This is a genomic window from Elizabethkingia bruuniana (assembly GCF_002024805.1).
GTDB classification, from domain to species: Bacteria; Bacteroidota; Bacteroidia; order Flavobacteriales; family Weeksellaceae; genus Elizabethkingia; species Elizabethkingia bruuniana.
In genome coordinates, this window is the sequence record NZ_CP014337.1 from 1,091,315 (window position 1) to 1,105,423 (window position 14,109).

15 protein-coding genes are annotated in these 14,109 nt (G+C 35.9%); 8 read left to right on the forward strand and 7 right to left on the reverse strand.

The features are described 5' to 3' along the window. Positions 1–17: 17 nt before the first annotated feature. The 4 genes from AYC65_RS05175 to leuB are packed head-to-tail and all read left to right on the forward strand — an operon-like array spanning position 18 to position 4,278. Positions 18–1,193: a 2-isopropylmalate synthase gene (locus tag AYC65_RS05175; protein WP_034870387.1), complete on the forward strand. Its 1,176-nt coding sequence runs from the start codon at positions 18–20 to the stop codon at positions 1,191–1,193. Beyond that, on the forward strand, positions 1,180–2,562 hold the full coding sequence (gene leuC, locus AYC65_RS05180) for a 3-isopropylmalate dehydratase large subunit (RefSeq protein ID WP_034870388.1): 1,383 nt from the start codon (positions 1,180–1,182) through the stop codon (positions 2,560–2,562). Before AYC65_RS05175 ends, leuC begins: the two co-directional genes overlap by 14 nt. A gap of 4 nt (positions 2,563–2,566) precedes the next feature. Next, positions 2,567–3,157: a 3-isopropylmalate dehydratase small subunit gene (leuD, locus tag AYC65_RS05185; RefSeq protein WP_034870299.1), complete on the forward strand. Its 591-nt coding sequence runs from the start codon at positions 2,567–2,569 to the stop codon at positions 3,155–3,157. After that, positions 3,157–4,278, forward strand: a complete 1,122-nt coding sequence (leuB, locus tag AYC65_RS05190; RefSeq protein ID WP_034870301.1) for a 3-isopropylmalate dehydrogenase — start codon at positions 3,157–3,159, stop codon at positions 4,276–4,278. The genes leuD and leuB overlap by 1 nt, the downstream gene beginning before the upstream one ends. Positions 4,279–4,716: 438 nt before the next feature. Here leuB and AYC65_RS05195 read toward each other — a convergent pair whose 3' ends face one another. The 7 genes from AYC65_RS05195 to AYC65_RS05225 form a co-directional block, all read right to left on the reverse strand. Further along, positions 4,717–5,325, reverse strand: a complete 609-nt coding sequence (locus AYC65_RS05195; RefSeq protein WP_034870303.1) for a DUF4230 domain-containing protein — start codon at positions 5,323–5,325, stop codon at positions 4,717–4,719. 36 nt (positions 5,326–5,361) lie between these two features. After that, entirely contained in the window at positions 5,362–5,898 is a 537-nt protein-coding gene (locus AYC65_RS05200) for a TlpA family protein disulfide reductase (protein ID WP_034870305.1), read from the reverse strand. Positions 5,899–6,077: 179 nt separating this feature from the next. Beyond that, positions 6,078–7,217, reverse strand: a complete 1,140-nt coding sequence (locus tag AYC65_RS05205; RefSeq protein ID WP_034870307.1) for an acyl-CoA dehydrogenase family protein — start codon at positions 7,215–7,217, stop codon at positions 6,078–6,080. A gap of 76 nt (positions 7,218–7,293) precedes the next feature. Beyond that, the gene (locus AYC65_RS05210; protein WP_034870308.1) at positions 7,294–8,724 is read right to left on the reverse strand and encodes an ATP-binding cassette domain-containing protein; all 1,431 of its coding nucleotides are present in this window, start codon (positions 8,722–8,724) and stop codon (positions 7,294–7,296) included. 75 nt (positions 8,725–8,799) lie between these two features. Next, positions 8,800–10,074: a helix-hairpin-helix domain-containing protein gene (locus AYC65_RS05215; RefSeq protein WP_034870310.1), complete on the reverse strand. Its 1,275-nt coding sequence runs from the start codon at positions 10,072–10,074 to the stop codon at positions 8,800–8,802. A gap of 6 nt (positions 10,075–10,080) precedes the next feature. After that, positions 10,081–10,281 carry a hypothetical protein gene (locus tag AYC65_RS05220; RefSeq protein WP_052114724.1) on the reverse strand — a complete coding sequence of 67 codons (201 nt, stop codon included), beginning with the start codon at positions 10,279–10,281 and terminating at the stop codon, positions 10,081–10,083. Between the two features lie 67 nt (positions 10,282–10,348). Beyond that, entirely contained in the window at positions 10,349–10,687 is a 339-nt protein-coding gene (locus tag AYC65_RS05225; protein ID WP_034870312.1) for a MerR family transcriptional regulator, read from the reverse strand. Between the two features lie 210 nt (positions 10,688–10,897). Here AYC65_RS05225 and AYC65_RS05230 point away from each other — a divergent pair, with 210 nt between their 5' ends. The 4 genes from AYC65_RS05230 (at position 10,898) to AYC65_RS05245 (ending at position 14,106) form a co-directional block, all read left to right on the forward strand. Then, positions 10,898–11,614: an outer membrane beta-barrel protein gene (locus tag AYC65_RS05230; protein WP_034870313.1), complete on the forward strand. Its 717-nt coding sequence runs from the start codon at positions 10,898–10,900 to the stop codon at positions 11,612–11,614. Between the two features lie 30 nt (positions 11,615–11,644). Continuing rightward, positions 11,645–13,312, forward strand: coding sequence for a S41 family peptidase (locus AYC65_RS05235; RefSeq protein ID WP_034870314.1), 1,668 nt, complete (start codon positions 11,645–11,647; stop codon positions 13,310–13,312). A 190-nt stretch (positions 13,313–13,502) separates the two neighbouring features. Next, complete coding sequence (locus AYC65_RS05240; RefSeq protein WP_034870315.1) at positions 13,503–13,754, forward strand: hypothetical protein; 252 nt, start codon at positions 13,503–13,505, stop codon at positions 13,752–13,754. Beyond that, entirely contained in the window at positions 13,693–14,106 is a 414-nt protein-coding gene (locus AYC65_RS05245; RefSeq protein ID WP_052114718.1) for a hypothetical protein, read from the forward strand. Before AYC65_RS05240 ends, AYC65_RS05245 begins: the two co-directional genes overlap by 62 nt. Positions 14,107–14,109: the final 3 nt, after the last annotated feature.

Consider the following 14,109-nt stretch of genomic DNA (forward strand, 5'->3'; position numbering starts at 1 on the left):
TTAAATAAAACTTCATTATGAAAGCCGAGAAGATTGAAATTTTTGACACTACCTTACGTGATGGGGAACAAGTCCCGGGTTGTAAATTGAATGTAGAACAAAAGTTAGTTATCGCAGAAAAACTCGATGAGCTCGGTGTAGATATTATCGAAGCAGGTTTTCCTATTTCCAGTCCCGGTGATTTTCATTCTGTAACCGAGATTGCAAAGTTAGTAAGAAATGCTAAAGTATGTGCACTTTCCCGTGCTCATAAAAAAGATATAGAATCTGCTGCTCAGGCACTGAAATTTGCTAAAAGACCAAGAATTCATACAGGTATAGGAGTTTCTGAATCTCATCTTAAATATAAATTCAACATTACACTGGAGCAGGCTATCGAGCGTGCTGTAGGAGCTGTAAGTTTTGCTAAAAGCTTTGTAGAAGATGTGGAATTTTTTGCTGAAGATGCCGGAAGAACAGATAATGCCCACTTGGCGCGTGTGTGTGAAGCGGTAATTAAAGCAGGAGCTACGGTACTGAATATTCCGGATACTACCGGATATTGTCTGCCAGAAGAATATGGAGCTAAAATAAAATACCTGAAAGAAAATGTAAAGGGTATTGATAATGTAATTATCTCTTGCCACTGTCACAATGATCTTGGACTGGCTACTGCCAATTCGATCGCTGGAGCAATAAACGGAGCAAGACAAATTGAATGTACGATTAACGGAATAGGGGAAAGAGCAGGAAATACCGCTCTTGAAGAAGTGGTAATGATCTTGCAACAACACAGAGACCTTCATTTAGCTACAGATATTAATTCCAGAATGCTAACTGAACTTAGTCAACTGACTTCGGATATGATGGGAATGGTTGTACAGCCTAATAAAGCTATTGTAGGTGCTAATGCTTTTGCACACAGCTCCGGGATTCATCAGGATGGTGTGATCAAAAACCGTGAAACTTATGAGATTATTAATCCGGAAGATGTTGGGGTAACTGAATCTTCAATTGTTCTTACAGCCAGAAGCGGACGTTCTGCATTAGCTTACAGATATAAAAATATTGGCTTTGATATTACTAAAAATGAATTGGATGTTTTATACTCTGAATTCTTAAAAGTAGCTGACAGCAAGAAAGAAGTAAATGATGAAGATTTGAATGTTATAATGAATGTATATAGCCAAAGTGCCAATTATGAACGCAGATAAGAAGACATTATTCGATAAAGTCTGGGATGCCCATGTTGTAGATACGGTACCAGACGGACCTCAGATTATTTATATCGACAGACACCTGATCCATGAGGTAACAAGCCCACAGGCTTTTGCCGAACTGGAAGCTAAAGGAGTACAGGTATTTCGTCCTAAACAAATTACGGCGACAGCTGACCATAATGTACCCACATTAGATCAAGATCAGCCAATTAAAGATGACCTTTCCAGAACTCAGGTAGAACAGCTGACAGAGAATTGTAAAAAAAATAATGTAGAATTATACGGCTTAGGCCACCCATATCAAGGAATTGTACACATTATTGCTCCTGAACTGGGAATTACCCAGCCAGGGATGAGCATTGTATGTGGAGACAGTCATACGTCTACACATGGAGCCTTCGGAGCCATTGCTTTCGGTATTGGTACCAGTCAGGTAGCGCAAGTTTTTGCCAGCCAGTGTTTGTTACTGAATAAGCCTAAATCTATGCGTGTTACCGTGAATGGTAAACTGAATAAAGATGTACAGCCAAAAGATGTCATCCTTTATATTATTTCTAAAATCGGAACAGATGCTGGAACAGGTTATTTCTGTGAATATGCCGGAAATGTTTTTGAAGAAATGTCTATGGAAGGGCGTATGACAGTATGTAACATGAGTATAGAAATGGGAGCCCGTGGTGGAATGATTGCACCGGATGAAACAACCTTCGCTTATGTGAAAGGTCGCAAGTTTGCACCTGAAGGAGAAGAATGGGAAAAGAAAGTGGCCTATTGGGAAACTTTGAAATCCGATGAAGGTGCTGTTTTCGATGAAGAATTTCACTTCAATGCAGAAGATATTCATCCAATGATTACTTACGGAACAAATCCGGGAATGGGGATTTCAGTAAATGAAAGTGTTCCGACCCCCGTAACTGAATCTGAAGCGAAAGCTCTTAAATATATGGGGTTACATGCGGGGCAGTCTGCCAGTGATATTCCTGTGAATTATGTATTTATTGGTAGCTGTACCAATGCAAGGATCGAAGATTTTCGTTCAGTAGCAGAATACATTAAAGGAAAGAGAAAAGCCGAAAATATTAATGCGCTTATCGTTCCGGGATCACAACAGGTTGTAACACAGATTTATGATGAAGGACTGGATAAAGTATTTACAGAAGCCGGTTTCCAAATTCGTCAGCCTGGTTGTTCAGCATGTCTGGCAATGAACGATGATAAAATCCCTGAAGGTGAATATTGTGTTTCTACATCGAATAGAAATTTTGAAGGAAGACAGGGACAAGGTGCCAGAACTATCCTGGCAAGTCCGCTAACTGCAGCTAAGGTAGCAGTAGAAGGGAGAATTTTAATCTCTAAAAATTAAGAAAATGCAGAAGCTTACACATATTACTTCAACAGCAATTCCTTTACCAACGGAAAATATAGATACAGACCAGATTATTCCTGCAAGATTCCTAAAAAGTATTGACAAGAATGGTTTTGGACAAAATGTTTTCAGAGACTGGAGATTTGATAAAGAAAATAATCCGAATACAGATTTTGTCCTTAATAATCCAAAATATTCCGGAGAAATACTGGTAGCAGGTAACAATTTTGGTTGCGGAAGTAGCCGAGAGCATGCTGCATGGGCGTTAACAGGATACGGATTTAAAGTGGTTGTATCCAGCTATTTTGCCGATATCTTCAGAGGTAACGCACTGAATAACGGATTGCTGCCTGTAAAAGTATCCGAAGAATTTCTGAAAGAACTATTACAAACCATAACTAATAACCCTGAAACCGAAATTTCAGTGGACGTAGAGAAGCAAACTATAACCTTTAACCATAAATCCGAAAGCTTCGATCTAGACTCTTACAAAAAGATATGTTTGATGAATGGCTATGACGATATTGATTTCTTGATCAGTAAAAGAGATAAGATCGACGCTTTCGAAAAAAACTTACAAAACACATTCTAATGAGCGAAATGAAAATTGCTGTACTTGCTGGTGATGGAATAGGACCGGAAGTAGTAAATGAAAGTATTAAAGTATTAAATGCCGTTTCTGAAGTATACGGTTGCAAATTTCAGTTTCAGGAGGCTATAGTTGGTGCTGAAGCCATTTTCCAGACGGGAAATCCTTTACCAGATGAAACACTGGATATCTGCAAAAACTCAGATGCAGTATTGTTTGGTGCAATTGGTGATCCGTATTTTGATAACAATCCGGAAGCAAAAGTACGCCCGGAGCAGGGATTGTTAAAGCTAAGAAAAGAGTTGGGACTATTCGCTAACCTGAGACCTGTGAAAATCTTTGACAAGGTAGCAGAAAGCAGCCCGTTGAAAAAAGAGATTATCGACGGAACAGATATGGTAATTTACCGTGAGCTGATTAGTGGTATTTATTTCGGTGAGAAATTTACAGAAGAGAATGGTGAATATGCATATGATGTTTGCCAATATAACAGAGCGGATATTGAAAGAATTGCACACCTTGCATTTCAGGCCGCTCAGAAGCGTCGTAAGAAGCTTACATTAATCGATAAAGCAAATGTATTGGATACGTCCAGATTGTGGCGTAAAGTATGTCAGGAGATAGCTCCTCAGTATGAAGATGTTGTTTTAGATTACATTTTTGTGGACAATGCAGCAATGCAAATGATCCTGAATCCGAAACAGTTTGACGTTATTTTGACAGAAAACATGTTCGGAGATATTATCTCGGATGAAGCAAGTGTTATTGGTGGATCTATCGGCCTAATGCCATCCGCATCGGTAGGAGAGTCTAACTCGATGTTTGAACCAATTCATGGATCTTATCCGCAAGCTAAAGGGAAAGGAATTGCCAATCCGTTAGCATCTATTTTAAGTGCAGCAATGATGCTGGACCACCTTGGGTGGGATGTTGCTGCCAGAACGATTGAGAAAGCTGTAGAAAAAGCTATAGCAGAAGGTTTTGTAACCCAGGATCTCAATACGACAAAATCTTATTCTACCTCGGAGGTAGGGAGTTTTGTAGCGGAGTTTATCCGTAATACACAGCATGGTAGTTATTACAACTACGAAAACATTCAAATTGGAAAATCTACGATAGTTTAAATATTAAAGTTGATTTATTATTAGGGTTTATTTTTTGAAAGGCCTCCGACATGTTCGGGGGTCTTTCTACTTTTAATAGAATTTTGTATTAAGATAGCGTTCCTCCGGAACGCCCTGAATTTTCATAAATTATAATCTATATAGATAAAGCTCCTGACGGAGTTCTTCATTCATTATGATGAACTATATTTTCTGTATAAAGTTTCATAAGATAAGAAATCAACAGGAATTAGAACAAAGTTTCGGAGGAGCCTGATCTGTGTAAAAAACGGGTGTATAGAGAAGTAAGTATTCCGGAGGGATACTATCTGCCAATAGCAATATATTTCTCTGTATTTCCCGGGATTTGTATCTGATTTGTTATCGTTAATTTAAAAATAAAAAGTTCATAGGTCTTTGAGATCTATGAGCTTTTTTAAACCTTGCCAAAGATATATTTTAAAGAATAATTCCTTTTAATTCGCCGGTTTTATCCTCTATTTTATAATTCAAGGCTTTAGCCAAAACAAAAATATCATTTAGGTTATGAACCAACTGTTCATGCCCTTCCTGTTCCAGTTTCTTCTGGTCAACACTTTTTACCATGTTTTGTTTAGCCGATTCCATAATGCCATTAATGCTTTTCTGGTCGAATCTGTTCATGGCATAATCATCCATAAAGTGAATTTTCACATCCGGATAAATTTTAATCTCGGCTCTTGGAAGCTCTGTAATTACCAATTTTTTGTTAATGGTATCTACATCTATCTTCATTTGCTTCAGATCATAGGTTACCTGCGCTTTAGCAGTTGTATACAATACCATTTCCTTAGGAAGAATGTCATAGCCTCCAAATTTAAAAGCAGCGCTTTTATGCGTCTGAAAGCTTGAGAAATTCTGCTCTAAAACCACCATTTTATTCATTTTGCTGATCTGATTAGTAATCAGATAATAATCCTGATTAATGGCTTCAGCTTTTTTCTCTTTGCAGCCGCGCCATATGGAAACAACAAGAAGAGTAGAGAGTATACCGATTAAAATACCTATGTAAGTTGGAGTTCTTCTCAAAGAAAAATGTTTTAATGATTATTGATGAAATAGAGTTTAAGAAGAAGATTTTGCTTTATTAATAATATTCAGCAAATCTTTTTCCAAGAATCCTGTTTCCGGAGCTTCCGTAATTCGCCCAATTTCTTTACCGTCTTTTTTTATAATAAAAGTTGGAACATGGGTAACGTTATAAACTTTCTCGTCCTCATGAGGGCTTTTCTTCTGACGGTCTAAAGCGAAAATCTGTACTTTGTCTACAGGATATTTCAATTCCTGCAGTATTTTGATAAATCTTGGAAATTCACGGTGGCTATCCGGGCACCATGATCCAATAAAAATGGTGATTTCGTAAGAAGAAATATTTTCTTTTTCCAGTTTTTTTATAGAAGGCTGATCGACAACATAAGGAGTATATTCTTCATCATACCATGCTTTAAAGGGCTTTTTGTTGAATGGTTCCATATTTTGCTGCCCGATGAGTAAAACACCTCTTTCATTTTTAATGCGCTGATTTATTTCACTTGTCTGAGCGTTTACAGAATATGTAGATAAAGCCATAAAGGCCAAAGTCGCTATGAATACTTTTTTCATTGGTGAGATAGATTATTAAACAAATATAAGCAATGTCTTATTTTAAAATACGAAGTATGAATTACGAATTTTGAAATATATTGATGTACAATTCAAACCTCGAATACTTCCAATATATAGAATATTTCGTGCCAAACTTTCGGTCAATAAAAAAGCCTGAAAAAATCAGGCTTTATTTTTTATCTTGTAATGTCTCTTCCGATAACGAGTTTTTGTATCTCAGAAGTTCCTTCACCTATCGTACAAAGCTTGGAGTCTCTGTAGTATTTCTCTGCAGGGAAGTCTTTGGTGTAGCCGTAGCCTCCAAAGATCTGAACAGCTTCATTTGCTATTTTTACGCAGGCTTCAGAAGCATATAGCTTTGCTATGGCTCCTTCACGAGTCATTTTTTGTTTTGTATTTTTAAGATAAGCTGCACGTTGAATCAATAATTCTGAAGCATCTATTTCAGTTACCATATCTGCCAATTTGAAGTTGATAGCCTGGAAATCAGCAATAGCCTGACCAAACTGCTTTCTCTCTTTAGCGTATTTTAATGCAGCTTTATAAGCGCCTTTAGCAATCCCTAAACTTAGTGCAGCAATGGAAATTCTTCCGCCGTCCAATATCTTTAGTGCCTGCTTAAAGCCTTCACCAACTTCACCTAAACGGTGGCTGTCTGGTACTCTTACATTATCGAAGATTAATTCGGCTGTTTCAGATGCACGCATTCCTAGTTTGTTTTCCTTTTTACCAGAGGTAAAACCAGGCATTCCTTTTTCTAAAACAAAAGCAGTAGCATTATTAGGAGCGCCTTTTTCTCCGGTACGCGTCATTACAACAGCAATGTCACCCGAAATAGCATGGGTGATAAAGTTTTTGGCACCATTGATAATCCAGTCGTCACCATCTCTTACAGCTGTAGTGGACATTCCTCCGGCATCGGAGCCAGTATTGTGTTCAGTAAGTCCCCAGGCTCCGATTACTTTTCCGGAAGCTAGTTGTGGTAACCATTTCATTCTTTGTTCTTCGTTTGCAAATTCATAAATATGATTGGTGCAAAGTGAATTGTGAGCAGCAACAGAAAGTCCTATAGAAGGGTCTACTTGTGAAATTTCATCTACAATAGCTACATATTCATGGTAAGAAAGTCCGGAACCTCCGTATTTTTCCGGGATAACAATTCCCATAAAGCCCATTTCACCAAGCTGGTGAAATAAATCTTTTGGAAAATGTTGTGATTCATCCCAGTCCATGATATGTGGGCGAATATTTTTTTCTGCAAAATCACGCGCTGTTTCAGCGATCATTTTCAGGTTTTCTGAAATTTCGAAATTCATAGGTGTCTATTTTTCTCAAATATAATGAAAAACATAAGAAAATTGCATTTTTTTAATACGTCTGATATTCAGTGTTTTATTTTCTTTCACTAATAGTGGGAACACCTTTATTTAGTTCCAGTATATGTTTTACACAAGAAGGTACTTCGTTATCGTAATGGCTGATGAAGAGCATGCTGATGTTGCTACTCTGATGGATTTGTTCCAAAAGATGAGTAATTGTAGTAATCTGAGAATCATCCAATCCCTGGCAAGGTTCGTCTAAAGCAAGCATAACCGGATCTTTTATAAGTGCCCTGGCAATCAGTACCAGTCGTTGTTCTCCGCTGGATAAAAAAGACAGTAGTTTTGTTGCTTTACCTTCCAGTGAAAAGAAACTGAGCCATTCTTTTACTTTTAATATCTGTTGTTCATTTAGTTTTCTGAACAGACCGATAGTGTCAAAGAAACCAGATCCAATAGCTTGTTCAACAGTTGTATTACGGTCAAAAAAGTTATACAATTCCGGTGATACAAATCCAATTTTCTTTTTTATGTCCCAAATACTTTCTCCACTACCTCTTTTTTTTCCAAACAGATAAATCTGCTGAGAGTAGGCTTGTGGATTATCGCCATTAATAAGACTAAGGAGAGTGGATTTTCCGGCGCCGTTGTATCCTTTTATCTGCCAGCACTCGCCAGGATTTACCTGCCAATTGATATTGTTTAGGATAATATTGTTGTTGTACTGAATTGTCACATTTTCCATCCGAATCAGAGGTGTATCAACAGACGGATTTTGAATAATAGGTAGAGGTTTGTTGAATTCAGTCTGTTGTGTTTCAGTGAAACTAAGCCGGTTTATGCTGTTGTATTCTATGATGCCACCGTCGGACATTTCTGCGAAATGAGTAATGCAGTCCGGAATGTTATGGTGGTCTGTAATCAGAATAATTTTTACATTTTCAACGGCCAGTTGATTGATAATTGTATGTAGTTCTCTTCTGCTTAGAACATCAAGTCCTGTGAAAACTTTATCCAGAATCAGGATTTCGGGACTACTCAGCAAATAGCTAATCAGCTGCATTTTTTTTAGCTCTCCATTAGAGAGTTGTATAAGAGGAGCTTGTGCTCTATGTGTTAACTGGAATCTATCCAGCCACTTGTTTACAGATTCTGTATCGCCTTTTTTCAAAAGTTCATCTGTAAGAGTTGCTGAATCCTCAGCATCGCTGGTGTTGAATCGCTGCTGATAATAAAAATCAGAGAGATTGGACTTATTTTTTAACGCATATGTACTGGTGATATAAGCGATTTTGGGTTTTGTTAGTTCATTGTTTTTTCTGTATTCTATGGTTCCGGTATGTAAAATTTGCCCTTTTAAAGCCATTGCTAGGAGCGATTTTCCACTTCCGCTAGGCCCTAGTATGGCAAGGTGTTCTCCGGAATTTAAAGTAAAGTCAATGTCATTTAGTAAGCTATCGTTGCCCCTTTTAACGGACACATTTTTTAGTATAATACTGTTCATTGGTTGTCGGTTATTAGTTTGGTTGCTTAGTAGTATAAGCGAATGGTTACACGAATTTACGTATTTGTAATTGTATTATTTTAGATACCACAGTATTTTTTCAAGATCTTTTGGCTTCGCATTCAGTTTTTTCAGGATGTCATTTTTATCTGAAATCGAGGTACGGTAAAATATTATTTTATCTGCATAAAATCGGAAATAGGGATGTCCTTTTAGTGTAGATTCATCTGCTGTAAGAATATCAATTTTATTGACCTTATTGAGGTCTAATTTCGCTTCCCGAATAAGTTTTAAGGCTAAATCTTTATCGATGTTATAGGTTTCCAGTATTTGTTCTTTTTGGGCAAAGCCACCTAATTTTTTTCTAAATCCCAGAAGGCTGGCTGCTGCTCTTTCGTCAAAACCGTAATCACGAAGTTGCTGGAAAGATATAGTATTAATATCTGGTTCTGTAATTTGTGATGGAGTTAGTTTTGATGTAGGCAGATTAATTTGGATCCATGGCTTTAATTCTTCAAACTTTTCAGCAGAAATCATATAGCATCTTTCTAAGTCTGCGAGAGTTTTAAAACTTCCCTTTAAAATCTTTTCTTTATAATTCAGAATGCCCTGTACTTGCTTTTCTGAGAAGCCAAGGTTTTTCCATTCCTGTGCTGTAAGTACATTAGGATCGAATGTGTTTTTAGGCTTCAGTTCTTTTACCAAAAATCTACCAGTATTCTTTTGTTGAGGAAGTAGTAGGAAAGGTGCAAGTTGTTGGTACTGTTCTTCACTAATGATAAAGCATTCTTTAAATTTCTCTTTAGACTGAAAACTGCCTCCCAGATACTTTTTATATTTCAAAATAGATTCTGACTGGCGTTCCGAAAATCCTAAATTAATCCAGTCTTGTACATTGTAATTGTCAGGATTGAATTTCCCTCTGATTGTAAGTTTTTTATCTTTCTTCCGATATTCCGGATTCTTATTAATAGCAGTCTCGGGAAGTAGTATATAAGGACTGAGCTCTGTAAATTTTTGTTTGCTTATCGCAAAACACTCAGATAATTGTTCTTTGGAAGTAAAACTTCCGTTGCATATTTTTTCTTTATAATTAAGAATGGTTTTGGCCTGCTTTGGAGTGAATCCCAATTTTTCCCATTGTTGGGCATTGAGATCATTAGGGTTGAATGTAGTGAAAACGGGATTTGATTTGCCGGAAGAAATGAATTCTACAGTATCGGAAGGTTGCTGAGTTTTATACTCTTTATAAAAATGAAAAGATACCTCTAAAATAAGCACCAGAAATCCTAAAACAGCTAATCCGATAAACTGTTTCTTTCTCATATGAAATGAGAGTAGAGATTTCATATTTCATTATTTAATATTATGTCTCTTTAAATATAAATATTTTTTATATAATAAATTAATTAATGTTGAAAAATAAATCAACATAAGTGTTTTACCTGTAAATAATCCTATATTGTATGCACTGCTTTCTTCTGCATTAAACTGAAAACCATAAACAATAAGCTGAGCAGCTTTTGAGACAAATAGTAAAAGAAAAAGACCTGCCATGAAAAGCAGGATGTTTTTATTATTCAAAAAATATTTTTATAATTAATGCAAATAGTATCTTTTTACTTTATTCATTTTCAGTTAAAGATTCTTTTAGCTTTAGTAGCTCTGCTTTTACAAACTCCAATCGGTCTATGATTTCAACTGTTTTCTCAACTTTAGGAGAAGTGCTTAGCGCTGTTTTAGCCCCTTCCAGGGTATAGCCTTTTTCTTTTACAAGATGATAAATGACTTTCAGATTTTTAATATCCTCAGGGGTAAAGTAACGGTTTCCTTTCTTATTTTTTTTCGGTTTTATAATAGTAAACTCCTGTTCCCAGTAACGAATAAGAGAGGTGTTTACATTGAAGGCTTTGGCGACTTCACCAATTGAATAATATAGTTTTTCAGGCAGTTCTACTTTCATAATTTCTTGTTATAGCAAAGGTAAATATTTTTTTGTGACCGAATGCTTTTATAATAATTTGTAATTTATTTAACGGATTAAGTTTTTGAATATTAAAAGATTTAATTTTTATTGTTTTTGTTGGGGATGGAATATTTAATTATGTTAAATTGTTGTAATAGTAATATTTTGTATATTGCCCCAGTGTAATTAACCAAATCAAAAAAATCTATGAAAAAAAGTTTATGCAAGGCTTTATGTCTTTGCCTATTACCAGTAGGTGCAAGTCTGTTCGCACAGAACAAGTTTAAAATTGGCCTGGATGCCGGATACACGTACAGTGTATTAAATGGCAATGTTTCAAATCTAGTAGATACAAAATATTCTGGCCGTTATGGTTTCGGAGTAAATCTTTCCGGAGAATATATGATCTGGAAGTCTATTTTTATGTCTACCGGAGTTTCTTTCCTGCAAAAGAATTATAAATATGAAAGAACAGGAACCCGCTCCGGGCAGTATACCGATTATAAGAATAATTTCCTTTCTTTCCCTTTATTAGTTGGGGCCTATATTCTGAATAATCCGCACGAGAGTAAAGGAGTATGGATTAAAGTAGCGGGTGGTATGTATACAGAATACTGGCTCAATATGAAGAGAGAAGGCCAATACCCTGTTTTTGGAGGATTGCAGCCTGATGGTACCTTTCCTTATGTAAAAGTATCGGACACTTATGATTTTAAAAAGAATGAAAACCAATTGAATCGTTTTGGTTATGGGCTTCAAGGACAGGCTCAGTTAGGTTATTCTTTTGATAAGTTTGATGTATATGGTGCTTATAATTATCAATATGGTTTATCGGATATCAGTAAAACCAACACAGATAAAGATCAGAAGGCAACGACCCGTTCTTATATGATTTCAGTAGGTGTATCTTACAAATTCGACTAATCACTTATCAACCCAATAACTATTTAAATTATGAAAAGAAATTTTATAAAAATACCAGTTTTTGCTTTAGGATTAGCTCTGTCAGCAATGACACTAAACTCCTGTGTAAAAGATGAAGAAACCTCTATAACAGAGCCTACGAGATATACCAGTAATGATGTGAAATCTTATGCGGATCTTTTTAAAGTATTCTGGACAGTAATGGACCAGCGATATAACTACTTCTATGAGCAAAAAAGAGCTGATGGAATGGATTGGAATGCTATATACCGTGAATATTATCCAAAGTTTGCGGCTTTGAAAACATTTGGTAAGAGTACGGATAATGATAAAGACATTAACGATGACAAGTTAAAAGCTGTACAATATTTTACCGAAATTGTAGATCCTATTATAGACCGACATTTTAATGTAAAAGTCGCAATGCCTGCCTCTAATAATAGTGTCATTAGCTCCTATACATTTTGGGGAGGGATGAAAACTAAAGGTCATAATATTTATCCTTTTAGTGCGAAGTATGGCTATATGAAGAATAGGCTTACAGGAAACGTATTGCTCCAAGATAACTTCTTATTAGCTGGAAATTTAAAATCTAATCCGGATATTTATTATTTCAGTTTTGCTCAGTTTGCTTTAGCATCAAATTTTAAGATAGATCTTTTAGACAAGTATTTGACTCCGGATACGGGGAATGGATTATTATTAACCACTGCTGATATTGATGCTTCAAAAGAACTCAATGCAATTAAAGATGCAACTTTCAGAAAAAAAGTACGAGATTTTACAGTAAATGTTCTGAATCAGTGGAATTCCTTCCCTGCATCTGTAGAAGTGAAAACTTTTAATGATCAGATAGCTTCTTTTAAAAGTACTGAAATTATCTCAAGTGCTTTTCTGGACGCTACACAAAAGGCACTGGATAAATCTAAAAATTTGGTGGCATATACTAGTGGTGCAACTTATGCACCTGTTTTAACAGCTGAGAGTCTTCCTTATATTCAATGGTTTGTGTCCAAAATGGGTACACATGTGCAATGGGGGTATAGATTGCCTCAGTTTCAGACAGCTGCTCAGGATATTCTGGATAATGAACCGCTTTACACAGGATTTTTCAATCCATTACGTAAAGGAAGTATTAAAAAAATTATTATAGACCTTAGAGGCAATGGCGGTGGTGCTATTGTAGATGCTCGATTCTTTACAGATCGTTTTATTACAAAACCTGCTGTTTGGGGTTATCAAAGAACCAAAGAAGGAAACGGACAGTTTAACTATACACCTTGGGTTCCGATGCAGGCTAATCCTCATCAGTTTGGGCTCCCTTCTAATATTCCAATTGTAATCCTGACCGATAAAGGAAGCGCGAGTATGTCTGAAATGTCAACAATGATGATTAAAACCCAGGGAAGCCAGGTGATTTCTGTGGGTGATTATAGCGCCGGAGCTACTGCTGGTTTGGGCTCTCCGGATGACTTCAATGGTGGGACAAGAGATCAAATTGCGGGCTATCTTACTTTCTATATGCCGCTAATGGCTGCAAAAGATGCTAGTGGGCAAGTTATAGAAGGTGTTGGAGTAAAGCCTGATATTTTTGTAGAGCCCCCTACAGATGCTGAGGTAGCGGCTATGCAAAGTTCTCCAAATACTTTTGTAGACAGGGTGCTGAATGAGGCTGTGAAATATTTGTCAGGAAAGTAAACTTATATAAATACAACATTAGCTATTTTTAATATAGTTAGCCGGAATTTTTATATTCCGGCTTTTTTTATTTGCATTTATTTTTTAATTTATATTAAAAAATTATTTTCATTATGTTTATCTTTTTATGTTAAATTGTTTTTTTTTAATTTATTTTTTATATTTGGAAACACTAAGGAAATAAAATTATATGGAAAAAAATTATTTTATTATGGGAGCCTTGATTTTATTAGGTGTAAACCTTGGCTGTAGACAGGAAATGGTTGCTTCAGAACAATCAACTTCAAGTAATATTGAAATTACTGATGATTATGTGAAGAATGGATGGCTTTATTTTGCTAATAAAGAATCGATACAATATTATTATAATAAAGTAAAAAATGAAAGTGAAGAAGTTATTGCCAAACATATTGATAGTAAAAATATTATTTACTGCTTTTAGCCTTTCCATGTTTGTTTCCTGTGATCAGATTATTGATTTTTATAATGAAAGATCTAAGGATGAAGCAAGTGAAAAATACACATCTCCTTATATGGGAGTGTATGTAGGAAGTTTTTCAGGTGGTATATCTGGTGATTTAGTAATTAACGTGAGTAAAGATGGTTATGTCAGAGGAACCAGAACATCAATGAATATTACAGATGATTTTTTAGGAGGGATTGGAGATGCAGGGGCTCTGCAAAGTGTAATTTCTACCCAAACGGGCTTTACTTTATATGGGAATCTAAGTTCTATGTCAGGTACATGGAAACAAGGGTCTTGGAGTGGTAATTGGTCTGTTAGAAAAAAATAAATA

What these genes read in the sequence shown, in the direction of transcription:
- leuB (WP_034870301.1), top strand. Translation starts at nt 3,157, where the DNA reads ATGAGCGAAATGAAAATTGCTGTACTTGCTGGTGATGGAATAGGACCG.
- AYC65_RS05200 (WP_034870305.1), bottom strand. Translation starts at nt 5,898, where the DNA reads ATGAAAAAAGTATTCATAGCGACTTTGGCCTTTATGGCTTTATCTACA.
- AYC65_RS05225 (WP_034870312.1), bottom strand. Translation starts at nt 10,687, where the DNA reads ATGAAAGTAGAACTGCCTGAAAAACTATATTATTCAATTGGTGAAGTC.
- AYC65_RS05215 (WP_034870310.1), bottom strand. Translation starts at nt 10,074, where the DNA reads ATGAAATCTCTACTCTCATTTCATATGAGAAAGAAACAGTTTATCGGA.
- AYC65_RS05245 (WP_052114718.1), top strand. Translation starts at nt 13,693, where the DNA reads ATGAAAGTGAAGAAGTTATTGCCAAACATATTGATAGTAAAAATATTA.
- AYC65_RS05235 (WP_034870314.1), top strand. Translation starts at nt 11,645, where the DNA reads ATGAAAAGAAATTTTATAAAAATACCAGTTTTTGCTTTAGGATTAGCT.
- AYC65_RS05210 (WP_034870308.1), bottom strand. Translation starts at nt 8,724, where the DNA reads ATGAACAGTATTATACTAAAAAATGTGTCCGTTAAAAGGGGCAACGAT.
- AYC65_RS05175 (WP_034870387.1), top strand. Translation starts at nt 18, where the DNA reads ATGAAAGCCGAGAAGATTGAAATTTTTGACACTACCTTACGTGATGGG.
- leuD (WP_034870299.1), top strand. Translation starts at nt 2,567, where the DNA reads ATGCAGAAGCTTACACATATTACTTCAACAGCAATTCCTTTACCAACG.
- AYC65_RS05220 (WP_052114724.1), bottom strand. Translation starts at nt 10,281, where the DNA reads ATGGCAGGTCTTTTTCTTTTACTATTTGTCTCAAAAGCTGCTCAGCTT.
- AYC65_RS05205 (WP_034870307.1), bottom strand. Translation starts at nt 7,217, where the DNA reads ATGAATTTCGAAATTTCAGAAAACCTGAAAATGATCGCTGAAACAGCG.
- AYC65_RS05230 (WP_034870313.1), top strand. Translation starts at nt 10,898, where the DNA reads ATGAAAAAAAGTTTATGCAAGGCTTTATGTCTTTGCCTATTACCAGTA.
- AYC65_RS05240 (WP_034870315.1), top strand. Translation starts at nt 13,503, where the DNA reads ATGGAAAAAAATTATTTTATTATGGGAGCCTTGATTTTATTAGGTGTA.
- leuC (WP_034870388.1), top strand. Translation starts at nt 1,180, where the DNA reads ATGAACGCAGATAAGAAGACATTATTCGATAAAGTCTGGGATGCCCAT.